At 72.4% G+C, this 25744-nt stretch carries 27 protein-coding genes; 20 read left to right on the forward strand and 7 right to left on the reverse strand.

What is annotated here, in order from left to right; genetic code table 11:
• Positions 1 to 4: 4 nt before the first annotated feature.
• On the forward strand, positions 5 to 3022 hold the full coding sequence (locus F4556_RS20245; protein WP_184918190.1) for a toxin glutamine deamidase domain-containing protein: 3018 nt from the start codon (positions 5 to 7) through the stop codon (positions 3020 to 3022).
• Positions 3019 to 4299: an SUKH-4 family immunity protein gene (locus tag F4556_RS20250; protein WP_184918192.1), complete on the forward strand. Its 1281-nt coding sequence runs from the start codon at positions 3019 to 3021 to the stop codon at positions 4297 to 4299. The genes F4556_RS20245 and F4556_RS20250 overlap by 4 nt, the downstream gene beginning before the upstream one ends.
• A 142-nt stretch (positions 4300 to 4441) precedes the next feature.
• Here the strand turns inward: F4556_RS20250 and F4556_RS20255 are convergent, their stop codons facing one another.
• The gene (locus tag F4556_RS20255) at positions 4442 to 5194 is read right to left on the reverse strand and encodes an alpha/beta fold hydrolase (protein ID WP_184918195.1); all 753 of its coding nucleotides are present in this window, start codon (positions 5192 to 5194) and stop codon (positions 4442 to 4444) included.
• A 128-nt stretch (positions 5195 to 5322) separates the two neighbouring features.
• On the opposite strand from F4556_RS20255, the gene F4556_RS20260 reads away from it, so the two are divergent.
• From F4556_RS20260 to F4556_RS20280, 5 genes are all read left to right on the forward strand, one after another.
• Positions 5323 to 6279 carry a Ppx/GppA family phosphatase gene (locus F4556_RS20260; protein WP_184918198.1) on the forward strand — a complete coding sequence of 319 codons (957 nt, stop codon included), beginning with the start codon at positions 5323 to 5325 and terminating at the stop codon, positions 6277 to 6279.
• Between the two features lie 439 nt (positions 6280 to 6718).
• Entirely contained in the window at positions 6719 to 7519 is an 801-nt protein-coding gene (locus F4556_RS20265; RefSeq protein WP_184924870.1) for a sugar phosphate isomerase/epimerase family protein, read from the forward strand.
• Positions 7520 to 7586: 67 nt separating this feature from the next.
• On the forward strand, positions 7587 to 8351 hold the full coding sequence (locus tag F4556_RS20270; protein WP_184918201.1) for a class I SAM-dependent methyltransferase: 765 nt from the start codon (positions 7587 to 7589) through the stop codon (positions 8349 to 8351).
• 120 nt (positions 8352 to 8471) lie between these two features.
• Positions 8472 to 10316, forward strand: a complete 1845-nt coding sequence (gene ilvD / locus F4556_RS20275) for a dihydroxy-acid dehydratase (RefSeq protein WP_184918204.1) — start codon at positions 8472 to 8474, stop codon at positions 10314 to 10316.
• 82 nt (positions 10317 to 10398) lie between these two features.
• Positions 10399 to 10920, forward strand: a complete 522-nt coding sequence (locus F4556_RS20280; protein ID WP_184918207.1) for a hypothetical protein — start codon at positions 10399 to 10401, stop codon at positions 10918 to 10920.
• Positions 10921 to 10939: 19 nt separating this feature from the next.
• On the opposite strand, the gene F4556_RS20285 is transcribed toward F4556_RS20280, so the two are convergent.
• The 4 genes from F4556_RS20285 to F4556_RS39135 form a co-directional block, all read right to left on the reverse strand.
• Positions 10940 to 11347, reverse strand: coding sequence for an SCO2583/SCO2584 N-terminal domain-containing protein (locus F4556_RS20285; protein ID WP_184918210.1), 408 nt, complete (start codon positions 11345 to 11347; stop codon positions 10940 to 10942).
• A gap of 47 nt (positions 11348 to 11394) precedes the next feature.
• Positions 11395 to 12603, reverse strand: coding sequence for an SCO2583/SCO2584 N-terminal domain-containing protein (locus F4556_RS20290; RefSeq protein ID WP_184918213.1), 1209 nt, complete (start codon positions 12601 to 12603; stop codon positions 11395 to 11397).
• A gap of 114 nt (positions 12604 to 12717) precedes the next feature.
• The gene (locus tag F4556_RS20295) at positions 12718 to 13152 is read right to left on the reverse strand and encodes a hypothetical protein (protein ID WP_184918216.1); all 435 of its coding nucleotides are present in this window, start codon (positions 13150 to 13152) and stop codon (positions 12718 to 12720) included.
• Between the two features lie 134 nt (positions 13153 to 13286).
• A complete protein-coding gene (locus F4556_RS39135) occupies positions 13287 to 14858 on the reverse strand; it encodes an extracellular catalytic domain type 1 short-chain-length polyhydroxyalkanoate depolymerase (protein ID WP_184918219.1) in 1572 nt (523 codons plus the stop codon).
• A gap of 203 nt (positions 14859 to 15061) precedes the next feature.
• On the opposite strand from F4556_RS39135, the gene proC reads away from it, so the two are divergent.
• Both proC and F4556_RS20310 read left to right on the forward strand, forming a co-directional pair.
• Complete coding sequence (gene proC, locus F4556_RS20305) at positions 15062 to 15874, forward strand: pyrroline-5-carboxylate reductase (protein ID WP_184918221.1); 813 nt, start codon at positions 15062 to 15064, stop codon at positions 15872 to 15874.
• A gap of 22 nt (positions 15875 to 15896) precedes the next feature.
• A complete protein-coding gene (locus F4556_RS20310; protein ID WP_184918223.1) occupies positions 15897 to 16556 on the forward strand; it encodes an HAD family hydrolase in 660 nt (219 codons plus the stop codon).
• A gap of 19 nt (positions 16557 to 16575) precedes the next feature.
• Here F4556_RS20310 and F4556_RS20315 read toward each other — a convergent pair whose 3' ends face one another.
• Positions 16576 to 17178 (reverse strand): hypothetical protein, encoded by a 603-nt coding sequence (locus tag F4556_RS20315; RefSeq protein WP_184918225.1) that lies wholly within the window; start codon positions 17176 to 17178, stop codon positions 16576 to 16578.
• Between the two features lie 24 nt (positions 17179 to 17202).
• Complete coding sequence (locus tag F4556_RS20320; protein WP_184918227.1) at positions 17203 to 17649, reverse strand: helix-turn-helix domain-containing protein; 447 nt, start codon at positions 17647 to 17649, stop codon at positions 17203 to 17205.
• 241 nt (positions 17650 to 17890) lie between these two features.
• On the opposite strand from F4556_RS20320, the gene F4556_RS20325 reads away from it, so the two are divergent.
• From F4556_RS20325 to F4556_RS20375, 11 genes are all read left to right on the forward strand, one after another.
• The gene (locus F4556_RS20325; protein WP_246511051.1) at positions 17891 to 18211 is read left to right on the forward strand and encodes a hypothetical protein; all 321 of its coding nucleotides are present in this window, start codon (positions 17891 to 17893) and stop codon (positions 18209 to 18211) included.
• A gap of 50 nt (positions 18212 to 18261) precedes the next feature.
• Positions 18262 to 19032 carry a hypothetical protein gene (locus F4556_RS20330; RefSeq protein WP_184918229.1) on the forward strand — a complete coding sequence of 257 codons (771 nt, stop codon included), beginning with the start codon at positions 18262 to 18264 and terminating at the stop codon, positions 19030 to 19032.
• The gene (locus tag F4556_RS20335) at positions 19029 to 19232 is read left to right on the forward strand and encodes a hypothetical protein (protein ID WP_184918231.1); all 204 of its coding nucleotides are present in this window, start codon (positions 19029 to 19031) and stop codon (positions 19230 to 19232) included. The genes F4556_RS20330 and F4556_RS20335 overlap by 4 nt, the downstream gene beginning before the upstream one ends.
• 304 nt (positions 19233 to 19536) lie before the next feature.
• Entirely contained in the window at positions 19537 to 19944 is a 408-nt protein-coding gene (locus tag F4556_RS20340; protein ID WP_184918233.1) for a phage tail termination protein, read from the forward strand.
• 106 nt (positions 19945 to 20050) lie between these two features.
• Complete coding sequence (locus F4556_RS20345) at positions 20051 to 20629, forward strand: phage tail tube protein (protein WP_184918235.1); 579 nt, start codon at positions 20051 to 20053, stop codon at positions 20627 to 20629.
• Positions 20630 to 20724: 95 nt separating this feature from the next.
• Positions 20725 to 21015, forward strand: coding sequence for a hypothetical protein (locus F4556_RS20350; RefSeq protein WP_184918237.1), 291 nt, complete (start codon positions 20725 to 20727; stop codon positions 21013 to 21015).
• Between the two features lie 65 nt (positions 21016 to 21080).
• Complete coding sequence (locus F4556_RS20355) at positions 21081 to 21410, forward strand: hypothetical protein (RefSeq protein ID WP_184918239.1); 330 nt, start codon at positions 21081 to 21083, stop codon at positions 21408 to 21410.
• A 69-nt stretch (positions 21411 to 21479) separates the two neighbouring features.
• Positions 21480 to 22109 (forward strand): collagen-like protein, encoded by a 630-nt coding sequence (locus F4556_RS20360; RefSeq protein WP_184918241.1) that lies wholly within the window; start codon positions 21480 to 21482, stop codon positions 22107 to 22109.
• Between the two features lie 39 nt (positions 22110 to 22148).
• Positions 22149 to 23552: a phage tail protein gene (locus F4556_RS20365; protein WP_184918243.1), complete on the forward strand. Its 1404-nt coding sequence runs from the start codon at positions 22149 to 22151 to the stop codon at positions 23550 to 23552.
• Between the two features lie 13 nt (positions 23553 to 23565).
• The gene (locus F4556_RS20370) at positions 23566 to 24507 is read left to right on the forward strand and encodes a phage distal tail protein (protein WP_184918245.1); all 942 of its coding nucleotides are present in this window, start codon (positions 23566 to 23568) and stop codon (positions 24505 to 24507) included.
• A 73-nt stretch (positions 24508 to 24580) separates the two neighbouring features.
• The gene (locus F4556_RS20375; RefSeq protein ID WP_184918247.1) at positions 24581 to 25738 is read left to right on the forward strand and encodes a hypothetical protein; all 1158 of its coding nucleotides are present in this window, start codon (positions 24581 to 24583) and stop codon (positions 25736 to 25738) included.
• Positions 25739 to 25744: the final 6 nt, after the last annotated feature.

The following is a 25744-nucleotide window of genomic DNA, read 5'->3' on the forward strand; positions in this document are numbered from 1 at the left end:
CCTGGTGTCCCGAAGCGTGCCCGAGGAACTCGTCCCCGTACTGGCCAGGTTGGGCCATGAGTGGCCGCAGGCCGACGAAGAGGGCCTGCGTCGCGCGGCCGGTGTGTGGCGGGAGTTCGGCTCCGAGGCGGAGCAGCTCAGCCGCCGGGGCGGGGACTCCGCGCAGCGCGTCACCGGCGAGAACTCCGGGAGTTCGGTGGAGGCGTTCGCCGCGCACTGGCGCGGCTTCGCTGGCGGTGGCCGGGGCAGCCTGGACGACGCGCAGACCGCGGCCGGGCTGGTCGCCGCGGCCTTCGACCGGGCGGCCGGCGCGGTGGACTCGTGCAAGGCCGAGATCATCTCCGCGCTGACCGAGCTGGCCGAGGAGATCAAGCTCGCCCAGAAAGTGGAGGCGGTGGCGCACGCCGCGCTCGGCGCGATCGGCGGAGCGGTGGCCGACGTGGTGGTCGGGGCCGGCGAGCTGGTCGCGGTCGAGCTGGCCAAGCACAAGGTCGGCAACCTGCTGGAGGAGCTCGGCCGGGAGATGAAGGAGGGCCTTCAGCAGGCGCTGAAGGAGCCCGCCGTCACCACGCTGGAGCGGATCGCGCAGGCCGACGGGTACGCACCCGCCCGCACCGCCGGAGCGGCCGGAGCGGCCGCCGGAGCGCTGCTCGGCGGCCGGGCGGTGGCCAAGGTCAGGGCGCTGTCGGCGGCCGTCGACCGGCAGGGCCGGCTGGTGACCGACGCCCAGGGCAAGCCGGTGCTGGTCGACGAGCAGGGCAAGCAGGTGCACGGCGTCGAGGGCGTCACGGTCGCCAAGGACGCACAGGGCCGGCCGGTGGTCGGCGAGGACGGCAAGGTCCTGGTGGTCGGCCAGGACGGCAAGCCGGTGGTCGGCCTGGCGGTCGGCGCGGACGGCAAGCCGCTGGGCGACGGCCACGGCGGGCTGGCGCTGGTCGGGGCGGGCGGCCTGATCGCCGCAGCCGGGGTCTCGGTCGCGCTCGGCCACGACGGCAAGCCGCTGCTCGGCACCGACGGCGAGGTCGTGGTGCTGGACCAGAGCGGCGCGCCGGTCCGGGGCACGGACGGCCACGTCGCCAAGGTGGACGCCAACGGCCAGCTGGTCACCGACGCCCAGGGGCGTCCGGTGATGGTGGACGATCACGGCGACACGGTCCGCGGCCCGGCGAAGCCGGCGGCGGGCGTCGGGGTGCACGTCGGCGGGGTCGGGCTCGACCTCCAGGTCGGCCCGGGCGGCGTGGACGCGGACATCGAGCTCAAGGAGCACAGCGCCAACCACAAGGGCTCGCACGGCCAGGTCGAGGTGCAGGCAGGGCCGCTGTCGGCCTCGGTGCAGGCCGAGACGCCGCTGAGCGGCAATGGTTACGACAGCGGCAATGGTTACGGCAACGGCAATGGTCACGGCGGCGGCAACGGTCACGGCGGCGGCAACGGTCACGCCAACGGCAATGGTTACGGCAACGGTAATGGTCATGGCCACAACGCCGGTTGGGGCAACAGCGAGTACGGCGGCGGGTCGTCGAACCGCTCGGAGCCCAGCCAGTCCGGCGGCTACGGCCCGCAGCGCCCGACCGTCTCGGTGGACTACGACTACGGCGGCTACGACCCGGCCCCGGCCGCTCCGGTGCACCACGGACCGGCCTCGGTCCGGACCGACTCGGTGGCGGTCGCCCCGTCGCCGGTGAACACCGGCCCGGTCTTCGGTGACGGTTCGTCGGCCCCGGTCGGCGTCGGCCGTGGGCACGGTGCCGAGGCGCCGATACCGGGTGGTGGAGGCGGTTCGTCCTCCGGGCTCGGCCCGGTCGCCGGCGGCGCTCCCGGCGCCCCGGCGGGTACGCCGCCGATGACGCCCCCGCCGGTGACCGCCACCCCGGGCGCCTCGGGTGGCCCGGTGGCCGCGGCGCCGTCGGCCCCGGTGGCGTCGGGTACGCCCGGTGCGGCCGGTACCCCCGGTGCCACGGGCGGTGCGGCGGGCGGCCAGGCGGGCGCGGTCGGTGCGGTCGGCGCCGTGGGTGCCCATCCGCAGACCGGTCCGGTCCGTTCGGTCGGTGCGCCGCCGGCGGTCGGCCTGGTGCCCAACCCGCTTCCCGTGCAGTCCGGTTCGGCCGGCGCGGTCGCGATCGGACCGGTGCCGCTGCGCGCCTTCGAGGTCCCGCCGGAGACCCGTCGCCGGGACGGCGAGAGCCTGGCCAGCCCGGAGCAGGCCGCCCCGATCGCCGCGATGTTCCTGATCGCCCACTCGTACCGCCGCACCGCCCCCGAGCAGCCGGCCGAGCGCCAGCGCGCCCGGATCATCGCGGACGGCCGCCCGTACGGGGCAGCCGGCGGCCTGGGCCCGGTCGACCCGGCGCACCAGGCCGAGGTCGAGCGCCGGGTGCCGCGGGACGCCGAGGGCCTGCCCTCGGTCCACCCGGACCCGCTCTTCGGCGACTGGCCGGAGGCGCTGAACGGCGGCGGCTTCCGCGAGCCGGGCCGGGCCAACAACGGGATCGACCTGGCGCTGTCCGCGCTGGACAGCTACCTCGGCAACACCACCTGCGGGGCGCCCCGGCTGCCCGACGGCCCGGCCGGCGAGTTCGGCGGACGGGACCGCGCCGAGCGCGAACTCGGCACCCAGTTCAAGGACTTGGGATACGGTTCGGACGCCCTCGGGCAGCTCGCCGAGGTGCTCAAGCGGGGTGGCTCCGGCACCCAGGCGGTGCTGCTCACCCTGGACGAGTACGGCCGCTCGCACACCTGGAACGCGTTCGTCTCCGGTGCCACCCTCACCTACCTGGACCCGCAGACCGGCTACCGTTCGGCCGCCCCGCTGCACCCGGCGGACCAGGGCCTGTGGGCGATCGCGCTGGAGGCCTCCGGGCGTCCGATGGACCTCTCGGCCCTGCAACCGTCCATCCCGGTGGTCGAGTTGACCCCGGCGCCGGCGCCCGACCCGCTGACCAAGCCGGAGCCGGAGCAGCCCGCCCCGCCGCGTTCGCGGCTGACCATCCACCGCACCGCCGCCAGGAGCTCCCGTCGATGACCACCCTCGCGCAGGCCCTCGACACCGCCCACCGCTGGGTCAACGGCGAGCTGGCCCAGGAGAGCCAACGGGCGCTCAGGGCCCATGAGTTCGAGCTCGGCTGGGTGGTCTGGCCGGAGCCCGCCCCGGTCCGGGTCGACCCGTTGACCGGTGACCGGCGGGCCCCGGAGGAGCTCGGCGCTGCCTGCGCGGTGGTCGACCGGACCACCGGCGAGCTCACCGTCTGGCCCTCGGTGCCCGTCCCACAGGTGGTCCAGCTCTACCGCGACCGGATCGGCGCGGGCGGCTACGACCCCGCCCTGCCGCCCACCACCGGACCGGGCTGCCGGGCCCAACTCGGCTACCGGGACGCCCTCGGCGAGGAACGCACCCTGGTGCTGCGCTCCGCCGCCGGCCGCCCGCACCCGGCCCTGCGGGCCTGGCAGCAGCTCGCCGAACAGGGCGTCCCGCCGGAGGACGTGCTCTCGGTGCACACCGACCTGCGGCCCGCCATGCTGCCCGGCGGATATGTCGCCGCCGCGCTGCTCGCCGCCCTCCCGACGGCCCGGCACAGCCACGACCTGGCCTACGGCCCGCGCTACGACGGCCGGGCCCGCGCGGTCCGCTCGGCGGGCCCGGCCAACCCCCGGCCGAACCGGGTGCCCTTCCCGGGCAACGTGCCGCCCGCCCAGCCGGAGGCCGAAGCGGCCCTGACCGCCCGGCTGGCCGCCCAGTTCGGCCCGCAGGGCGTCCGCCGCTTCGACCCGTCCCACACCGCGGCCGCCGACCTGCCCGAGGCGGTGGCCCGCCCGCTCCAGCAGACCGGCCTGCCGGTCGCGGTCGAGGGCTTCTTCACGCTGCACCACCCGGTCTCCGACGGCATCGCGGACGGCACCCCGGACGCCCCCGTCCTGCCGGACCTGGCCGGCCACCTCGCCGCCCACGGCCTGGGCGGCCGGGCCACCGAACAGGCCCGCCGCGAACTGCTCGGCCAGCTGCTGATCGGTACCGACGGCTGGGCCCTGCTCACCGTCGACACCGCCCAGGGCCGGATCCGCGCGGTCGACCCCGAGACGGCCGCCACCCGCTACGTGAACGCCGACCTGACCGCCTTCGTCCGCTCGCTGGCCCTGCTCGCCGACCGGCTGCCCAAGCTCCGCGACCTCCACCCGCTGGCGGCGGGCCAGGCCGTCGCCGAACTCCAGTGGTCCCTGGCGGGGCTGGACCGGACGGTCTTCAACGACCCCGAGAACTGGTGGTCCGTCATCATCGAGCAGCTCTGGCACGGGATTCTCTAGATCAGAGCTTCGGCAGACAGGGGCTCGGGGAACTGCGACGCCAACCTCTGGAGCGTTCAACGTGCGTGTGTGGTCAGGCACTTTCGCAGTGACCCGCACGCCGGATCTCCTCGCAGTTCCCCGAGCCCCTGGACAGTGCAACTCACTCCCGGAGGAACGCCTCCAGAGTGGTCGCCAGCGCGACCGGGATCTCGTACATCGGGTAGTGCCCCGAGTTGGGCAGCAGTTCGAGGTCGCCGTTCGGGTAGTGGGTGAGCCAGGTCGAGCGGTACAGCTCGGGGTTCAGGGCCAGGTCGTGTTCGCCGACGAAGACCCGGGCCGGGAGCGGGAGTCCGGCCACCTTGGGGGCGAGGTCGACGGTGGTCCAGTCGGTCAGGTAGGAGGCGAAGGCCTCCGGCCGGGAGTCGTTCACGGACTGGGCGGTCATCCGGTCCAGCCAGACCCCGGTGGCCCGGTTGCCGGTGACCAGGTCGAGGATGGCGCGACGGTTCTCGGGGTGCGCGGCCGCGCCGTGGAACAGGTCGAAGGCGTCCCCCAGCGGGTAGGGCCCGGCCGGTACGGGGGTCAGCCCGGCCAGCCGTTGCACCCGGTCGGGGGCGAGGGCCAGCACCTGCTGGGCCGCCTTGCCGCCCATCGAGTGCCCGACCAGCGAGAAGCGGTCCCAGCCCAGTTGGTCGGCGAGGGCGAGGGCGTCGCCGGCGATCTCGGCCAGGGTGTACTCGCCCGGGACGTCGGCCCGCTCGCCGTAGCCCCGGTAGTCCAGGAAGGCGTAGCTGAAGGTCTCGCCGTCCAGGTAGTCCAGGAACGGCCCCCACCCGGCACTGGTGCCGAACCAGTCGTGCAGCACGATGACCCGCTGCGCGCCTTCGCCGACCAGTCGATGAGTGATCGTCATATCTTGCTCCTCGAAACAGAGTTGGAGCAGGAAGCTACCCCGGGTGCTTCGGGTGATGCCCGGGGCGGCCGGGACGGAGTGGTGTTATCCGGCCACCCGCGGGGTCGGATCGCGTAGCGTGGCCCGTTATGCGACTCGGTGTACTCGACGTAGGTTCCAACACCGTCCACTTCCTCGTGGTGGACGCGCACCCCGGTGCTGCCCCGCTGCCCGCGTACTCGCACAAGGCGGAGCTGCGGCTCGCCGAGCTGCTGGACGAGGACGGGGCGATCACCGAGGCCGGCGTCGACAAGCTGGTCGGCATGGTGGCGTCCTCGCTCCGGGTGGCCGAGGACAAGGGCGTGGTCGACCTGCTGCCGTTCGCCACCTCGGCCGTCCGGGAGGCGGCCAACGGCGAGGCGGTGATCCGCCGGGTGGCCGAGGAGACCGGGGTCGAACTGCGGGTGCTGTCCGGGCAGGACGAGGCCCGGCTGACCTTCCTGGCGGTCCGCCGCTGGTACGGCTGGTCCGCCGGGCGCATCCTCGATCTGGACATCGGCGGCGGCTCGCTGGAGCTGGCGGCCGGTCTGGACGAGCAGCCCGACGTGGTCTGTTCGCTGCCGCTCGGCGCGGGCCGGCTGACCGCCCGGCTGCCCGGGGACATCGCGGACCCGGACGACGTCCGGGAGCTGCGCCGCTACATCAGGGCCGAGATCGCCCAGGTGGTCGGCGAGTTCGCCCGGCGGGGCGCGCCGGACCACGCGGTCGGCACCTCCAAGACCTTCAAGCAGCTGGCCCGGATGACCGGCGCCGCCCCCGCCGACGCGGGTCCGCTGGCGGTCCGCAAGCTCACCCGGGCTGGTCTGGCCGCCTGGGTGCCCCGGCTGGCCGGCATGACGGTGGCCGAGCGGGCGCAGATCCCCGGCGTCTCCGAGGGCCGGGCCAGACAGCTGCTGGCGGGTGCTCTGGTGGCCGACGCGGCGATGGACCTGTTCGGCCTGGACGAGCTGGACATCGGCCCGTGGGCGCTCCGCGAAGGAATCATCCTGCGCCGGCTCGACACCCTGGACAGCCCGTCCGACCGGCGGCCCGCGCTGACCGGGTGACCGGTGGCACGGCACCGGCACACACCAATACCGCGCGCGGCCGCATACGCTGTTCCCCGTGGCGGAACCAGCGGACGAGGACGGAACGCGGGCGGGCCGCGCGGCCGGTGACCCTGCCCGGCAGCCGCGGCCGGCCCGGCCGCGCCGCGCCAGGGCCGCGGCCGAGCGCATCCCGGACGGCGAGGGAAAGCGGACCCTGGGGGAGCGGGTCGCAAAGCCGGTGAAGCCCGCGAAGGCCGCCAAGGCGGCGAAGAAGGGCTCGGCGAAGAGCGGCGGAGCCACCACCACACCAGCTCCGCCCAAGCCCGCGCGGAAGCAGTCGCAGCTCGCGCTGGCCACCCAGGCGGTGAAGGCGGTCCGGGCCGCGAAGAAGCCGGCCGGCCGGGCCCCGCTGCTGCGCACCACCGACCGGCTGGTGCTGCCGCCGCACGGCGACGGTCTGCACGTACCGGACACCAAGGTGGTGCTCTCCACCGCCTCGGTCTACCCCGAGAACACCGTGACCGCCTTCGAGCTGGCCGCCAAGCTCGGCTACGACGGCGTCGAGGTGATGGTCTGGAACGACCCGGTCAGCCAGGACGTGGACGCGCTCCGCCGGCTCTCCGACGCGCACCGGATGCCGATCCTCGCGGTGCACGCGCCCTGCCTGCTGATCACCCAGCGGGTCTGGACCACCGACCCGTGGACCAAGCTGGTCCGGGCCAGGGCCGCGGCCGAGAAGCTCGGCGCGGACACCGTGGTGGTGCACCCGCCGTTCCGCTGGCAGCGGCAGTACGCCCGGGAGTTCGTCGAGGGCATCGACCGGATGTCGGGCATGACCGACGTCCGGTTCGCGGTGGAGAACATGTACCCGTGGCGCTACCGGGACCGCGAGATGCTGGCGTACGCGCCCGGCTGGGACGTCACCGAGGAGGCGTACCGGCACTTCACCATCGACCTCTCGCACGTCTCCACCTCGCGGATCGACGCCTTCGAGATGGTCGACCGGATGGGCGACCGGCTGGCCCACATCCACCTCGCCGACGGCGCGGGCTCCGGCAAGGACGAGCACCTGATCCCCGGCCGGGGGACCCAGCCCTGCGCCGCCCTGCTGGAGCGCCTGGCCAGGACCGGCTTCACCGGCCACGTGGTGCTGGAGGTCAACACCCGCCGCGCGCTGTCCCCCGCCGAACGCGAGGCCGATCTCGCCGAGGCCCTGGCCTTCACCCGCCTGCACCTGGCCACGGCCAAACGCCTCTAGGCACACGGTGCGGCACCAAAGCCCCGAGCCCCTGATGGCTGATGCCCGGAGGGCCTAGGCTGTCCGGGTGACGACCTATCAGCGGCAGGATCACGCGAACTCCTTCGGTGCGGTGGCCGCCGAGTACGACGCCGGGCGGCCCTCCTACCCCGCCGAGCTGTTCGACGAGCTGGAGCGGCTGACGGGGCGTCCGCTCAAGGACGCCGAGGTGCTGGACGTCGGCGCCGGCACCGGTATCGCCACCCGGCTGCTGGCCGCCCGGGGTGCCAGGGTGACCGCTGTGGAGCCGAGCCCGGGGATGGCCGCGGTGCTGCGGCGGGTCAGCCCGGAGCTGCCGCTGGTCAAGGGCACCGGTGACGAACTGCCGTTCCACGACGGCACCGCCGACCTGGTCACGTACGCCCAGGCGTTCCACTGGACCGACCCGGACCGCTCGGTCCCGGAGGCGCTCCGGGTGCTCCGCCCCGGCGGCTCGCTGGCCACCTGGTGGAACGTCAAGGACCAGCGGGCCCCGTGGATCAAGGCGATGGGCGAGCGGTTGGACGCCGGCATCCCCGGGGGCTACCACGGGTACGGCGCGGTCAACGAGATCGCCGAGGTGTTCGCCCCGTACGGCCTGCCGGTCGGCCGGGCGGTGCTGCACTGGGAGCGGGTGATCACCGTGGACGCCGTGATCACCGACCTGCGCTCGCGTTCCTACATCGCGGTGCTGCCGCCCGAGCGGCGGGAGCCGCTGCTCGCCGTGGAGCGGGCCGAGCTGCTGGCCGCGTTCCCGGACGGGCAGGTCACCGAGCCGTACGTGCTGGACCTCACGGTGCTCACCAAGGGGTGACCGGATGCCGGACAGAGTGTCCGTCCGCTGGTACCGGGGCGTAGGCTCGAAAGCCACGGCGACCCTGCACCCTTCCACCTTCAGCAGGGCCGCGAACGCGCCTGAGAAGGAGTGGACACAGTGCCCGAGCTGAAGTCCCGTACGGTCACCCACGGTCGCAACATGGCAGGCGCCCGGGCGCTTCTCCGGGCCGCCGGCGTAGCCCGCGAGGACTTCGGCAAGCCGATCATCGCGGTGGCCAACTCCTTCACCGAGTTCGTGCCCGGGCACACCCACCTGCAGCCGGTCGGCCGGATCGTCTCCGAGGCGATCCAGGCCGCGGGCGGCATCCCGCGCGAGTTCAACACCATCGCGGTGGACGACGGCATCGCGATGGGCCACCACGGCATGCTCTACTCGCTGCCCTCGCGCGACCTGATCGCCGACTCGGTCGAGTACATGGTGAGCGCGCACTGCGCCGACGCGCTGATCTGCATCTCCAACTGCGACAAGATCACCCCCGGCATGCTGATGGCCGCGCTGCGCCTCAACATCCCGACCGTCTTCGTCTCCGGCGGCCCGATGGAGGCCGGTCAGGCCGTCCTGGTGGACGGCACGGTGCGCAAGCTCGACCTGGTGAACGCGATCTCCGACGCCGTGAACGAGAACGTCTCGGACGCGGACATCGCGATCATCGAGGAGAACGCCTGCCCGACCTGCGGCTCCTGTTCGGGCATGTTCACCGCCAACTCGATGAACTGCCTGGCCGAGGCGATCGGCCTGGCCCTGCCGGGCAACGGCTCGGTGCTGGCCACCCACACCGCCCGCAAGGCGCTGTACGAGGACGCCGGCCGGACCATCGTGGAGATCACCAAGCGCCACTACGAGCAGGACGACTACTCGGTCCTGCCGCGCTCGGTCGCCTCCCGCGCCGCGTTCGAGAACGCGATGGCGCTGGACATCGCGATGGGTGGCTCGACCAACACGATCCTGCACCTGCTGGCCGCCGCCCAGGAGGCGGAGATCGAGTTCGACATGCGGGACATCGACGCGATCTCGCGCAAGGTGCCCTGTCTGTCCAAGGTCGCGCCGAACGGCAAGTACTACATGGAGGACGTGCACCGGGCCGGCGGCATCCCCGCCATCCTGGGCGAGCTCTACCGGGGCGGCCTGCTCAACGAGGACGTCACCACCGTGCACTCCACCTCGATGGAGCAGTGGTTCAAGGACTGGGACATCCGGGGCGGCGCCGCCACCGAGACGGCGGTCGAGCTGTTCCACGCGGCCCCCGGCTGCGTGCGGTCCGCCACCGCCTTCTCGCAGTCGGAGCGCTGGGACACCCTGGACACCGACGCGGCGAACGGCTGCATCCGCAGCATCGAGCACGCGTACTCGACCGAGGGCGGGCTCGCCGTGCTGTACGGCAACCTGGCCGAGGACGGCTGCGTGGTGAAGACCGCCGGTGTCGACGAGTCGATCTGGACCTTCAGCGGCCCGGCCGTGGTGCTGGAGTCCCAGGAGGACGCGGTGGACGCGATCCTCACCAAGCGGATCAAGGAGGGCGACGTCGTCGTCATCCGCTACGAGGGCCCCAAGGGCGGCCCCGGCATGCAGGAGATGCTCTACCCGACCTCGTTCCTCAAGGGCCGGGGCCTGGGCAAGGCCTGCGCGCTGATCACCGACGGCCGGTTCTCCGGCGGCACCTCCGGTCTGTCGATCGGTCACGCCTCGCCCGAGGCGGCCTCCGGCGGCACCATCGCACTGGTCGAGGACGGCGACGTCATCGCGATCGACATCCCGAACCGCTCGGTCGAGCTGAAGGTCTCCTTCGAGGAGCTGCACGAGCGCCGGCTCAAGCTGGAGGCCGGTACGGGCTACCGCCCGAAGAACCGGGTCCGCCCGGTCAGCGCGGCGCTGAAGGCGTACGCGGCGATGGCCACCTCCGCCGACAAGGGCGCGGTGCGCGACGTGAGCAAGCTGGGCTGACGCCCGGTCAGGCGGCCGCTTCCTGTTTTGGGAGGCGGCCGCCTTCGTCGTTCCGGTGGGTGGCCGGGCCATAATCGGTCCCGTGGACGAGCAGCTGAACCCCCAGGCCAAGCCGGTAGGCGCCCCCGAGCCCGAGCCGATCCGCTGGTTCGGCACCAGCTGGCTGGAGCGCGGCAGCGGTTACTGGGCCCGCCGGGTCGCGGTGCCGCTCGGCGCGCTGGTGGCGGTGGCGGCCGGGGCACTGCTGCTGCGCTTCGCGGTCGCCGGGGTGCAGGACTCCTCGGCCGGCGGCTTCGTCTACGGGCTGCTGGTCGCCGCGATTGGGCTCTGCTCGCTGCTCTCCGGCCTGCGGATGTGGAAGCTGCTGAGCGAGGGCAAGCCCGCCCTGACCGGCTGGATGACCGAGGAGAAGTCGCTCGGCGCGGTCTGGCTGATCGGGTTCGCCGGGGCCCTGTTCGCCTACTTCCTGCGCAGCCTCGCCGAGGCCCCGGGCGAGGCGGTCAAGCGCGCCGAGTACGACCGCGCGGTCGCCGCCTTCGACCGGCGGAAGACGGGACAGGCCGCCCGCAGCGGGAACCCGAAGCGGGCGAAGAAGCGTCGCTGAGCCGTCCTCCGACCCTGGGTCAGACCGGCTTGGGCACCTCGGTGACCGCCTTGAGCGTGAAGTCCGCGCTGGGCTGCGCGGGGGCCGGGCTGCTCGGGGCCGGGCGCGGGCTCGGCTGGACGCCGACCGTGTCGGTGGCGACCTTGAGGCTGAACAGCACGATCGCGATCACCGCCAGCACGATCAGCCAGGTCTGCCAGGACTTGCCGCCCTCACGCGCCGGCCTTCGCCGCGGCCCGTCGTTGACGGAGCGTCGGCCGCCCGGATCGACCGGCGGCTGGTGCTTCCAGCGCGCGGCGAGCATCCGGGTACGCCCGGACGGCTCCTTCACGGTGGCGGCCCGGACGAACTCCTCGTCCAGCACCAGCCCCTCGAACGGGTCGGGCTGCTCCGCCGGACGGGGCTCCGGCTCTTCGGCTATCGGCACGTCGTCAGTATGCCTCGCGGAGCCGTCCGGGGGCCGCCCGTTTCCGATCAACTCCGGCTGACCGTCCCGCATCCGCCGCCCTGACGGAGGTCCCCGCTGCGGTCGTACGGGTCGGTGGTCGGCCCGGTCCTGGACGGCTCCGGCGAGGTGCCGATGGCGAGCTGGGCGAACTGCGGGTGGTAGAAGCCGTCGTAGACGTCGCACGCGCTGTTGCCGGCTGAGCTGTTGGTGTCGTGGAAGTTGATCTTCTTCGGGTCCACCTGGAACGCCTTGGGGTTGGCGAACCGGACGGTGATCAGCCGCCGCACCACGGTGCGGGCGGTCCAGGTGGCGGGGGCCGCCGTACTGCCGGGGACCGGGGCGGCGCCGGTGCCCGGCCGCAGGGCGTAGACGAAGGTGTAGTCGGTGTGCACCAGCACACCCTTCTCGCCGTCACCCTCGAAGGTCATCCGGCCCTGCACCTTGACCGTGTCGGTGGCCGGAATCGCGTCGCGCAGGTTGAAGCGGCTGAACAGCGAGGTCCCCTCGTGCTCGACCGAAGGGTGGTCCAGTGCGGTCTCCGCCCGTTCCCGGGGCTTGCGGTCCAGCAGCGCGAGGGCTGCCTCGGGGCGGCCCGCCGCGATCACCGCCGGGTCGAGGTTGGCGGCCACCAGGAAGTCCTTGACCAGCTTGAGCTGGGCAGTCACGTCCTCCTCGTCGAAGACGCCGACGGCGGTGGCCGGCGGCAGCACGATCGCGTCCGGCCCGGCGGGCCAGCCCTCGGCGGGGGAGCCGGCCCAGGGGTGGGCCACGGTCGGCTGGTTGTCGTCCACCGGCGGCGGGGCGGCGGACGGCTTGGCGGTCTCCGGGCCGACGGTCGGCACGGCGCGGGCGGGGGCACCGGTCGAGTCGGTACCGCGCCGGGCGGCGTTCCAGTTGCGCAGGTCCTCGATGTTGATCGCGGCGATGGCCACCCCGACCGCGAGCACGACGAAGACCGGGGTCTGCCAGTTCCGCTTCGGCCGTCGCCGGACGTTGCCCCAGGGGTCGACCGGCTTCGGCTTCCGGCCGAACCGCCGCTTGGGCTTCGGCCCGTCGTTGACGGAGCGTCGGCCGCCCGGATCGACCGGCGGGCTGTCCTTCCAGCGGGCGGCGAGCATCCGGGTGCGCCCGGACGGTTCCTTCGTCCGGGCGGCGCGGATGAACTCCTCGTCCAGGACGAGTCCCTCGAACGGGTCGTCGGCGGGACGCTGCTGTGGATCTTCGGCGGTCGGCACGCGCACAGTATGCAGATCGGCTTTTCCCAATACCTCCACCGGGTCCGGGGTTTGACGGGCCGACCAGGGAGTTCCGTACCGGTACGACGTGTTTCGTCCGGTGCTGACCCGGTGTCAGCCCTGCTTCCGGGCCTTCTTCACCGAGCCGACCACGCCCGCGATCAGCAGCAGCACCCCGGCGGGCAGCAGTGAGCCGAACAGCGCCGCGAACAGCCCGGACCCGCCGAGCAGCATCATCGACACCGTGTTCAGCCCCCAGAGCGCACCCGCCGCCGGCAGGGCCGAGCGCCACGGGTGCTCGCTCGCCCAGCGGTGCAGCCGCCGGTCGGCGGTGTCCCGGCGGAGCTTGCCGCCGACGGTGCCCACCAGGAAGAAGAAGAACAACCCGAGCCCGACCGGCCCGGCCAGGATGTCCAAGGACCAGTGCCCGGTCACCACGTCCACCCCGAGCGCGGCCCCCCCGACCAGAGCCCCGACCCCGGCCGCCGTCCGCCACGGCCCCAGGCCCGCCGAGGCGACCGCCAGCTGCCGGTTCTCACTACGCGACAAATCTCCGTGTCCCATACCTCCAAGGTGCTCCGCCGACGGCCCGGAAGCCATAGGGGTAGCCCCGGAGTTTCCCCCTACGGGGTATCCGGCGCCGGGTGACCCGGCCGGAGTCGTCCGGCCGGGTCACGCCGGGGTCAGCTTCGGTACTCGACCGTGAGCGTGGCGTTCGCGCCGCGCTGGAGGAAGAGGTAGGCGGTCGAGGTCAGGGCGTGGTCGAAGCCGAGGCGGAGCTGGAGGGTGCCGCCCGGGGTGATGGCCGCGAGGCCGGCGGGGCTGAAGTCGGTCGAGGTCCGGGTGCCGGTGGTGAAGGCGGCGAGGGTGGCCACGGCGGGGGCGTCGGCCGTCGCCGCGTAGTCGTCGGTGCCGGTGGTGCAGGTGGTGCCGAAGCAGCCGGTCCGGGCGTCGACCGTCAACTGGCCCTCGTTCCACGGGTTTCCGCTGCCGCTGCCGTACGAGACGGTGAGCCGGGCGGCGGTGACCACGGCTCCGGCGGGGAGGGCGGTGGTGTCGAAGGAGAGCAGCGAACGGTTCTGCTTGCCGTCGGTGCCGCGGCCGACGGCCAGGCCGAGTGAGCCCGCGAGGGTGCCGACGGCGGGGGCGGAGCCGTCCGCGTTGGCCTTCACGTAGCCGTCCCGGGTGGTGTCGTCGGTCAGGGTGAGGGTGCCGCCGCCGCTACTGGGGGAGGGCGAGGGGGTGGGGGTGGGGGTGGGTGAACTCCCGTCCAGGCCCCAGAACTTGCCGATCCGGTAGGACGCGCAGATGTTGACGTCCAGCAGGTACGCCCCGGCCGTCCCGCACTGTTCGGGGCCGGTGCCCGGGTCGACCGGCTGGCCGTGACCCATGCCGGTGAGGGAGTAGGTCTCGACCCTGGCCTGTCCGCCGGCGTCGGTGTAGACGGCGTGCGGGTAGCCGCCGACGGTGTCGCTCACCGTCGGGGTCTGGCCGGTCCCGTTGGCGTCCGTCCACTGCTCCATCAGCTCGGTGAGGTTGGTGGACTTCACCACGTAGTCCGAACTGCCGTGCCAGATCGACACCTTGGGCCACGGTCCGGTCCAGGACGGGTAGGAGCCGCGGACCAGGTCGCCCCACTGGGCGGGGGTGAGGTTGCGGCCGGTGGTCATGCAGTCGACGCTGGCCTGGGTCTGGCTGGTGGCGCACCGCGCGGGCAGCCCGGCGACCACGCCGCCGCCCGCGAATACGTCGGGGTAGTCGGCCAGCAGCGCGGCGGTCATCGCACCGCCGGCCGAGAGCCCGGTGACGTACACCCGGGCGGCGTCGGTGCCGAGGTCGGCCTTGGTCCGGTCGATCATCTGACGGATCGACAGCGCCTCGCCCTGGTCCCGGGAGAAGTCGCCGGACTGGTACCAGTTGAAGCAGGACGAGGAGTTGTTGGCGGACTGCTGCTGCGGCAGCAGCAGCGCGAAGCCCCACTGCTCGGCCCACCTGGTCCAGCCGGTCTCGTCGTCGAAGGCGGCGGCGGACTGGGTGCAGCCGTGCAGCGCGACCACCAGCGGCCGGCCGCTCGCCAGCCCGGTCGGGACGTAGCGGTACATCAGCAGGTTGCCCGGGTTCGAGCCGAAGCCGGTGACCTGGGTGAGCGAGGCGGCGGCGGTGGCCCGGCCGGGCTGGAGGCCGAGCAGCCCGGCCAGGACGGCGAGCAGGGTCAGTGCGGCCCAGCAGAGTCTGGGGACGGAACGGACGTGCATGGTGGCGGCTCCTGGGTGGGGGTGGAGGCCATGGGTGGGGTGCCGCGACGGTACGGCGGAGCGGAACCGGTCGGGCACGGTCCGGGCGAACACCACCGGGACCACCGGGTATCGGCCACCCACATTGCCCACACCGTGGAACGTCGTCCCGGCCGCACCCGGCCTGGTGCGAGGATGGCCGCACACGTACGTAAGGAGCGGCCATGTCCGGACAGAAGATCGCCTTCCTCGGTACCGGCAAGATCGGGGAGGCGCTGCTCTCCGGCCTGCTGCGGGCGGGCACCGACCCCGCCGACGTGCTGGTCACCGCCCGCCGCCCGGAGCGGGCCGCCGAGTTGGCCGAGCGGTACGGCGTGACCGCAGTGACCAACGCGGAGGCGGCCAAGCTGGCCGACACCCTGATCCTGGCGGTCAAGCCGCAGGACATGGGCACCCTGCTGGAGGAGCTCTCCCCGCACGTCAGCCCGGACCGGCTGGTGATCTCGGCCGCCGCCGGTGTGCCGACCCGCTGGTTCGAGGCCAGGCTCGCCGCCGGTACGCCGGTGGTCCGGGTGATGCCCAACACCCCGGTGCTGGTGGACGAGGGGATGAGCGTGATCTCCGGCGGCTCGCACGCCGAGGAGCGGCACCTGCAGCGGGCCGAGGAGATCTTCCGCTCGGTCGGCAAGGCGCTCCGGCTGCCGGAGTCCCAGCAGGACGCGGCCACCGCGCTGTCCGGTTCGGGCCCGGCCTACTTCTACTTCCTGGTCGAGGCGATGACCGACGCGGGCATCCTGCTCGGCCTGCCCCGGCAGGTGGCGCACGACCTGATCGTGCAGTCGGCGATCGGCGCCTCGGTGATGCTGCGCGACTCGGGCGAGCACCCGGTCAAGCTGCGCGAGGCGGTCACCTCCCCGGCCGGCACCACCATCGCGGCCATCCGCGAGCTGGAGAACCACGGCGTGCGGGCCGCGCTGCTCGGCGCGCTGGAGGCGGCCCGGAACCGCTCGCAGGAGCTTGCCTCCGGCGGAATGTGACCCTCGCAGTAGGCTCGCCCGGGTGAGCTACGACTTGGTGATCTTCGACAACGACGGCGTCCTGGTGGACAGTGAGCCGATCTCCAACCGGGTGCTGGCCGAGTACCTGACCGAACTCGGGTACCCGACCACGGTCGAGGACTCCTACCGGGACTACATGGGCTGCGCCGCGCACACCGTGCACGACGTGATCGGCGAGCGGTACGGGGCGACCCTGCCGGAGGGCTTCGACGAGCTGTTCCACGCCCGGGTGTTCGCCGCCTTCGAGCGTGGACTCGTCGCGGTCCGGGGCGCGGAGCAGCTGCTGAAGAAGCTTCAGCAGCACGGTGTGCGGTACTGCCTGGCCTCCTCCGCGCACCACGAGTGGATCAGGACCGCGCTGGACCGCACCGGCCTGCGCGGCCACCACGCCGAGCAGCGGATCTTCAGCGCCCAGGACGTCGGCATCGGCAAGCCCGCGCCCGACCTGTTCCTGCACGCGGCCCGCACCATGGGCGTCGAGCCCGGCGCCTGCCTGGTGCTGGAGGACAGCCGCAACGGCGTGCTCGCCGCCCGGGCGGCCGGGATGGACGTGTACGGCTACGCCGCGCTGACCGATCCCGCGAAGCTCACCGGCGCGGGGGCCACCGGCCTGATCACCGCGCTGTCCGAGGTGCCGGCCCTGCTCGGGCTGCCGGACTGACCTCGGGGCTCACGAGCCGTCAGTTCTGGTCCTCGCCCGTCTTCTCCGGCCGTCTGCGGGTGCCCAGTTCGCCGAGCGGGCGGGGCCGGGGGACGGCCGGGCGGTTCTTGCCGCGCCGCCGCCGATGGGCCATCAGCTCCCGGCCGCGCTCCGTGTCGGACGCGCCGACCAGCGGGATCGGGTGCGGGAAGCGCAGCACGGTGCCCTGGTCGGTGGAGGGCTCCAGGGTGTCGGGGAGCTCACCGGCCAGTTCGAGCAGCTCGGCCACCAGGTCGGCGGTGACGGCCGGTTCGCCGACCGGGGCGGCGGGGGCGGGAGCGGCCGGGCCGGATTCGATCCGGGGGCTGCCGCCGACCGCCGCGCACTGGTAGGCCATCGAGTCCTGCCAGCCCATCGCGTAGGAGCGTTCCTCGGCCCGGCCGAGTTCCTCCCTGGTCATCACCACCAGGCCGTCCGGCACCGCGAGATGGGCCAGCCGGGCGAGCAGGCGGGCGACGGCCTCCGGGCCGAGCACCCGGGCGGCCTCGATGCCCGAGAGCTGGTCGGCCGAGCCGTCCTGACGGTCCGTCGGCCCCGGCCGGTGGTCAGTCCCCGGGCCCCGAGGCCCACCGTCCCGCTCCACCCCGCTGCACCTTCCTGTGTCCGACTACCCCGCGGCGCGCCTTCCCCCGACGTTGTCGTCGGTCTCCTCCAGGGCGAACTGTGCGGCGATCCGCAGGAACATCGCGCGGCGCTCGGCGGGGATGCCCAGGGCCTCTGCCGCCTCGTCAGTCGTCATCCGCCGCCGGGATTCTTCGTCCTGGGAAGAGTACTCGGTCGCCATCGGAAGATCATCAGCGGTCAGCTTTCCGGACCTGATCAGGACCTCTCTGACCGGCACCTGGAGTGCCCGGGCCAGCCCGCGCATGGTGTCCAGGTCGGGCATGCTCTGCCGGAGCAGCAGCCGGGTGACGGCGGCCCGGTGCACGCCGGCGTCCTCCGCCAGCTTCGACTTGCCGCCCCCGCGCGGGCTGTCGATGTCGTAGCCGCGATCCCGCATCAGGCCTTCGATCCAGGCCGCAAACGGTTCGAGGCCGCTGTCCTTGTTGTCCATTGGTCGCGCTCCCTCCATCCAAGGGCAAGGCTATCGCGCGCACGCGCACGTGACTTGACAGTGCGCGCATGCAACGGCGTCGATTTGGTCAAGAAACGCCGGAGATCCTGGGCGGGATCGGGTGCGACGGCCGACTCGGGTGGCGATAAGCCCTTGCGTGCGCGAGCGCAACAAGACAGGATCGGAGCGCGCCCGCAACATCCACCCCTCCCGTCCCGTCGCACGCAGGAGTACCACCGCCATGCCCGGACGCCCCGGCCCCTCGCTCCCCCCGCACCTGCTGCTCGACCAGGACCAGGACCTCGACGCCGGCCGTCCGGACACCCCGGTCGCCGCCTGTACCGGCCTGCCCGGCGGCACCGTCTTCGCGACCCGGTACGCCCAGGCCCTGCCCGCCCTGCTGGCCTGCGGCCGGTGCCCGCTCCGGGCCGAGTGCGAGGCCGCCGTCGACCCGGCCAACTCCTGGTTCGACGGGGTCTGCGGCGGCCGGCTCTGGCGGAACGGCCGCCCGATCGCCGACTCCCCGGAGCTCGCCGCCTCGACCGCCGCGCCCGCGGCCTGACGTCCCGTCGGCCCCGTACCCGTCCCACGCCCCGTCAGAGGAGCACTGCCATGCCCCGTACCGCCCCGTCCGCCGCCACCTCCTCGGTGCTCGCCGAGTCCGATGCCGCCCGGGCCCGGCTCTGGCTCGAGATCCTGGCCCGCCAGTTCCCCGAGCTGATCGAGGAGTTGGCGCCCGGTCGGCCGGGCGCCCGGCACACCCCGGCTCCGCTGGACCCGGCGGCGCTGGCCGCCCGTGCCGTCCGCGACCGGGAGGACCGGGCCGCCGCCCGCTGGAACGAGCAGCACGGCCACTCGACGGCGGGCAGCGGGGCGGCACCGATCCGGCTGCACGTCTCGGACGCGCTGCGCGACATCACCGACGGCGTGGTCGAGTTGGAGGAGGCGGTGCTGGACAAGCTCGGCGCGGGCCGGCCGCGCAAGGCGGGGGTCCCGGAGCGACTGGCCAGGCTCACCGCGCTGCTGGGCCGGATCGGCGAGCACCCGGTGCTGGCCTCGCACGTCCTGGACGAGTGCCGCCGGATGGCCCGCCGCTGCTCGTCGGCGCTCGGCGAGGCGGAGTCGCTGATCCGGGTCCGCGGCCGCTGCCCCTGGTGCGACTCGGTGTCGCTCCGGGCCTTCCCGGCCTGGCGGGCGGTGCTCTGCGTCAACCCGGGCTGCCGGTGCACCGAGCCGGACTGCGGCTGCGGCGAGAACCCCTCCCACCGGCACACCTGGCGGGAGACCTCCTGGACCCAACTCGCCCTGGACGCCGGGGTGGACGCAGAGGAGATCGCCACGCTGGTGGACGAGGCCGAGGCCACTCCGGCGGTGCGGGCATGAGCGCCGCCCTCGCGCTCGGCGCGGCCCTGGTGACCGGCCCGATCGCGGCCGAGGAGGTGATGGTGGCCCCGGCGACCATCCGCAAGTGGGTCCAGCTCGGGCACCTGACCCCGGCGGGGAACCGTGGGCGGGCCCTGCTGTTCCGGCTGGAGGACGTGTTCGCGGCCGAGCGGGCCACCCGGCGCCGGCCCAGATCTTGACGTCGTCTCAACTCATGGAACCCCCTTCGCACTTCCGTGCGGAGGGGGTTTTCTGCATTCGTGCTGCGAACCCGCTCGTACAAGTTGCGCGCTCGCACGCACATGGATCACAATGAGTGCAGCGGCGGAGCTGTGCCCGACACCGGGTCACGGTCCGCCGTTTCGCGTCGGACGGTCTTCCCGGTCCCGAGCGCACACGGCACCCCAACCTCCCTCCATCCAATCGGGCTGCCCTGTCGTGCACTTGGGACAGGGGAGCCGTCCGGCGCCCACTCCGCCCCTCCATGCAGAAGGGAGCAGCCCCTTGAGCGGTCCGGTGATCGCCTTCCCCGACGTCGAACGCGTCGTCGTGGACTCTCTGAAGAACCGCCCCGAGCTGACCGGGGTGACCGTCGACAACAAGCCTCCGGCCGGTTTCGACGGCACCCAGAAGGCCGTCCTGGTCTCCCGGGTCGGTGGCGCCTGGCTGGACGACCAGTTCCTCGACCGCCCGCTGGTCGACCTGGAGGTCTACGGCCCGGACAAGACCACCGCCCACGGCATCGCCCTGGCGGCCCGCTCGCTGGTGCTCCAGCTCGGCGGCACCGCGGCGGGCACCGGCACGGTGACCGACGTCGCCGAGGCCGACGGCCCGCGCTGGCTGCCGGACTTCAACCGCCCGGCGGCCAGCCGGTACATCAGCACGGTGCGGCTCACGCTCCGGCTGTCCTGAACGTCCGCTGACGGACGCTCACCCCTGATCGGGCCCCGCTCTCGGGCGGGGCCTTTGCCGTACCCGAGCCCGGGTCGGCGCTCCACCACCTCACCAAGGAGTACGCATGGCAGGCAACAACGCCGCTGAGATCCGCGTGGCCGGCACCGGTCGCATCCTCGTCGCCCCGGTCGGCACGCTCGCCCCGGTCGACACCTCCGTCGCCTGGGCGGCGGGTTGGAAGGACCTCGGCTACACCTCGCCGGACGGCATCAAGTTCACCAAGAAGGACAAGCTGGACCCGGTGGACACCTGGCAGTCCGTCAGCCCGGCGCGGTTCATCTACGCCGACCGCGACCTCACGGTGAAGTTCGCCCTGCTCCAGATGAACGAGGACACCCTCCCGTTCTTCATGGGCGGCGACTCCATCGCGGAGACCGCGGCCGGCTCGGGCATCTACAAGTACGACCTGTCCAGCAACCCGAAGTTCAACGAGAAGGCGCTGGGCGTCGAGTTCACCGACGGCAACGCGATCACCTACCGCTTCGTGATCCCGCGCGGCCAGGTGACCGAGAACGAGGAGATCTCCCTCACCCGCACCTCGGCCATCAAGCTCGGCGTCACCTTCACCGCCCTCGCGGTGGACGACACCAAGCCGCTGGCCACCTTCCTGATGAAGGACGGCGCGTACAACCCGGCCTCCTGACCGGGTAGTTCGCTCCACTCCTGGCCCGGTGCCGCCCCGGCACCGGGCCAGGCCCCTTTCCCCGTTTCTTTCAACTCCCCGGATGGAGAACAGCCATGGCCCGTTTCGACGTGAACGCCGCGCGTGCCCAGCGCCAGGAAGCGCTCGGCCGTATCTGGACCTTCGAGCTCGATGAGGACGTCTTCGAGCTGCCGACCGAGCTCACCCGCAAGGTGGCCCGCAAGCTCGGACAGCTGGAGGACGACGACGTCGACGGCCTGTTCAAGCTGCTGCTCGGCGAGAAGCAGTTCGCTCGCTTCGACGAGCACGACATCACGATGCAGGACATCAGCGCGATCCTCGAGGCCTACGGCAAGGAGACGGGGCTGGCCCTGGGGGAAGGCTGAGCCTCGTCGCGTTCGTCGATGAACACGCCGAGGCCCTCGAAGCCGACCTGCTGAAGCACTACGGCGTGGACCTGCTCGACTGGCACCGCGGCCGGCTCTCCTCCCGCCGACTGTCGGTGCTGCTCAAGCACCTTCCGCGCGACAGCAACACGGTCCGCGCCCTGCACGGCGAATCCGCCGAGTGGACCCTGACCGACCACCTCCTGGCCGCCGCCGTCGACCACCTCGCGGTGGCCAACTGGATGTTCCTCTCCGTCAACCGTGACGAGGACGGGGAGGCTCCGGAGCGACCGCAGCCGGTTCCCCGGCCGGGCGAGGACGTCGAGGACGAGGCGGAGGCCGTGACGGAGCGGGCCCAGACCACTCCGGAGGAACTGCGGCAGTTCTTCCGATGACCACCGGCCGGGCCGGCGGGGCGGCCGGACTGCTGTCGAACTGCATTCCGGAGAAAGGGAGTTGTGTCCATGGGTGAGATCGATCCGGCAGTTGCCGCCGAGCTGGCCAAAAAGGCCTCGGCGACCGATGTCGAGGACATCAAGAAGGACCTGAAGAAGAAGGAAGACGAGGAGAGCCAGTGGATCGCCGAGTGGAAGAACCGGCTCCCCACTGAAATCAACGGCTTCAAGAGCGAGTTCAACATTCTGAACGCCGCGGTCAACGTGATCAAGGCGGAGACCCCGGCGCTGATCAACACCGAAGAGTTGATCAAGAAGCAGCTGAACCTCGACTACAACAAGTGGGGAGTCCTCACCCGGGCCGCGCCCGACCCCGGCACCGGCCCGCGTGGCCCGGTCGGCCCTGCGGGCCCCGAAGGCCGGCAGGGCCGTAAGGGTGAGCGCGGCGACAAGGGCGAGCGTGGCAACAAGGGCGAGCGCGGCGACAAGGGACGCCAGGGCGACAACGGGCGCAAGGGCGAGCGCGGCGACAAGGGTCCTCGCGGCGATGCCGGTGCGGCCGGCACCCGGGGTGCCCAGGGTGAGGCCGCCGACTCGACCGAGATCCGCGAGGTCACCCGCCAGGCCCGAGAGGCCAAGTCGGCTCTGGAGGAGCTGATCCGCACGGCCGAGACCACCGGTCGGACGATAGCCAGTTAGTGCTCGCTGTCGGACTCCGACGAGTACAAGGGAGCGGAAATGAAGAAGGCAGTCAATGACGTCGCGGCGTCCCTCCGGAAACTGCAGCAGTCCGCCCGGCAGGCCGGCTCCGGGATCGAGCGGGTCAAGGGCACCGCGAAGTCCGCCGAGGGTGGACTGAAGAGCCTCAAGAGCTCTGCCGACGAGGCCGAGAAGGCCGTTTCGAAGACTGGGAAGACGGCCGGGTCCTCCGGCGGTCTGATGGGCAAGTTCAAGTCCGGGCTCGGTGCGGCGACCACCGGGGTCAAGGGGCTGAACACCGCGATGAAGGCCAACATCATCGGCCTGCTGCTCGCGCTCCTCGCCCCGCTGATCGCCAAGATCGTCGACATGGCGATGCAGTCGAAGACCATGCAGAAGGTGATGCAGAAGGTCTTCGCGGTGGTCCAGAAGGTCATCGACGTGGCGATGAAGATCGCCGTGAGCGTGATGAAGTGGGCGGCCCAGTGGATCGCCAAGATCTGGCCCGGCATCAAGAAGGTCATCGAGACGGTCGTCAAGGTCATCTCGACCGTCATCAAGTTCTACTTCAACCTGTACAAGACGATCATCACGACCGTCTTCAACGTGGTGAAGAACTTCATCAGCACGGTGTGGAACGGCATCAAGAAGGCGATCGAGGTGGTCGTCAAGGTCATCTCGACGGTCATCAAGTTCTACTTCAACGCCTACAAGACCGTCATCATGGCGGTCTTCAACGCCGTGAAGTCCTTCGTCTCGATGGTCTGGAACGGCATCACCGGCGCGATCCGGTCGGCCGTCAACACGATCAAGAGCGTGATCGAGGGCGTCCGGCGGGTCTACGAGGTGGTCCGGGACGCCTTCGGGCGGGCCAAGGACGCCGTCGCGGACAAGATCGGCGGGATGGTCGACTTCGTCCGCGAGCTGCCCGGGAAGATCACCAACGGGCTCGGCAACATGGGGCATCTGCTCTACGACAAGGGCAAGGACATCATCAACGGGCTGATCAACGGCCTGAAGGACATGATGGGCCGGGTCGGCGACGTGGTGAAGAGCATCGCGGACAAGATCACCGGCGGGCTGTCCAGTGCGCTGAAGATCTTCTCGCCGTCCCGCGTGATGATGGGCCTCGGCGGTCACGTCGGTGAGGGCCTGGCGATCGGTATCGAGCAGACCGGGGACCGGGTCAAGAAGACCATGGCCGAGCTGGTGCCGGTGCCGGACGGGCCGCAGACCCGGGCCGCGATGGCCAACGCCAGTAAGGCCAGCCTGTTCCAGAGCCGGACCGACATCCTGCGGGCCAGGGCGGCCGCGGTGCAGTCGACGGCGCACGGATACGCGTCGAACGCCGGGCTGGCGATCCAGAACTACTACGAGTCCAGCACGGGCGGCGCCCGGCAGACGGCCGAGGAACTGATGTTCCTGGTCAAGGCGCGAGGGTGAGGAGGAGTCAGTCATGCCCGACAACCCGACAGCACAGGGCGACCCAGGCTCGCTGATCACCCGGGACGGTCAACTGCAGTGGGGCGGGCTGCTGATGGGGCCCGGCACCCGCTACCAGCTCACCGCCGAGGGCCTGACCGGCTGGCACGACCTGCCGGGGATGGACCTGGGCGACTCGCCCCGGGCGGCCGACCACGGCAGCACCCCGGGCACCCGGCTGGCGCAGGCCCGTACGGTCGGCGCCACCGTGCTCGCCATGCCGGGGCGGTCGACCGACCCGGCGCAGGACTGGCAGTCGGTCGCCGACGACCCGGACCCGGCCACCGCGCTGACCGAACTGCGGTGCCACACCGGCCTGTTGGCCGGTGAGCAGTGGCTCGCCGTACGGCTGCACGGAGTGGTCAGGGCGGTCCGGGCCCGGGTCTCGGCCCGGGTGGTGCCGGCCAACCGGCAGTACGCCGTCTCCGGGCTGGCCCGGGTGGCGCTGCAGTGGGTCTGCACCGATCCGTACGTGTACTCGGCGGAGCAGTACCAGGCCCGCACCCCGGTCCGCCGTGGTGGCGGCCGGGTCGGCTACCCGCTGGTCTACCCGGTGGCGTACGGCACCGCCGGGATCAGCGGTGCGGTGGCGGTGGTCAACGTGGGCAACGCGGCGGCCCGGCCGGTGCTGAGCATCAACGGCCCGGTGGTCAATCCGCGGATCGCCAACGCCGCCACCGGCAAGGTGCTGGAGTACCGGATCACCCTGACCGAGGCCGACCGGCTCACGGTCGACACCGGGGACGGCACCGTCACCCTGAACGGCTCGGTCTCCCGGCTGGGCAGCGCCAGCCCGAGCAGCACCCACGAGCAGGACTGGACGCTGGTCCCGGGCGCCAACCAGGTGGAGTTCTCCGACGACGCGAGCGACGCGGCGGCCGCCCTGGTCATCGCCTGGCGGGACGCCAGCCTCTGACGATCGGTCAGCTCACCGCACAACATCCAGGCAGTCCAAGGGAATTGGGCTGCCCCAACCTCCGGAGCATCCCATGACAGTACGTGTCGGCCGACTGGCCAGCGGCATGTCCGCCGAGGACCACCGGCTCGCCGCCGCCATCTTCATGTCCCCCACCGGGCCGGTCACCACCCGGGGCGGCTGCGTCCCGGGCGGGTTCGTCCGGGACGTCGCGCTCGGCGACGGCATGCAGATGCGGATCCTCCCGGGTCAGGCCTGGGTGGACGGCAACAGCAAGAGCGCGCAGGGCGGTTACACCGTCACGGTGGACGCGCCCGAGACCGTCTCGTTCTCCCCGGGGCACCTCAGCTACGACCGGATCGACTCGGTCGTGCTCCAGGTCTTCGACGACGCGACCGACCAACTCGGCCAGGGCACCCGGGGGTTGGTCCGGGTGGTGGAGGGTGTGCCGGCCGCTTCGCCGGTGGCCCCGATCTCGCCGTTCAACAGCGAGAAGCTGTACGAGGTCCGGGTGCCGAGCAAGGCCTCCACCACCAACACCGGCATCCCGTTCACCACCGGCGCGGCCAGCGACCGGCGGCGCTACACCTCGGCCTTCGGCGGCATCATCGCCGAGGGCTGGGGGAGCGCCTTCAGCGGCGGCTACCCGGGCCAGTACCGGGACAACAAGGGCCGGTTGGAGCGCTGGGACGGCGCCGCCTGGCAGCCGCTGCCGGGCACCGTCGGCCCCTCCGACGCGCCCGGCGGCTACGTCGGCCAGTACCGCGACAACGGCACCCGGATGGAGCGCTGGAGCGGCTCCGCCTGGCTGCCGGCCGCCCCCGCGACCGCCTTCGCGTACAGCGCGGACTGGGGCGGCACCACCTCGATCACCTACGCGGAGACGCTGACCGACACCCCCGGTGTCGCGCTCGCCGCGACCTTCACCGCGCCGGCCTCCGGCCAGGTGCTGGTCACGGTCGGCTCGTACGCGGGCAACTCGCTGTCCACGGTGGCCTCGTACGTGTCGGCCAACATCCGCAAGGGCTCGACCATCGTCTCCGCCGCGATGGACGAGCACGCCGCGCTGACCTACAAGAACGCCGGCCAGAGCTCGGTCGTCTGCACCTACCAGGTGACCGGACTGACCGCCGGCGCGGTGCACACCGCGACCCTGGCGTACCGGACCGGCGCCGCCACCGGCACCGCCGGTTTCGACAACCGCTTCGTCCGCGTCGACCCGATGCTCTGACCGACC

Source organism: Kitasatospora gansuensis, assembly GCF_014203705.1.
GTDB lineage: Bacteria > Actinomycetota > Actinomycetes > Streptomycetales > Streptomycetaceae > Kitasatospora > Kitasatospora gansuensis.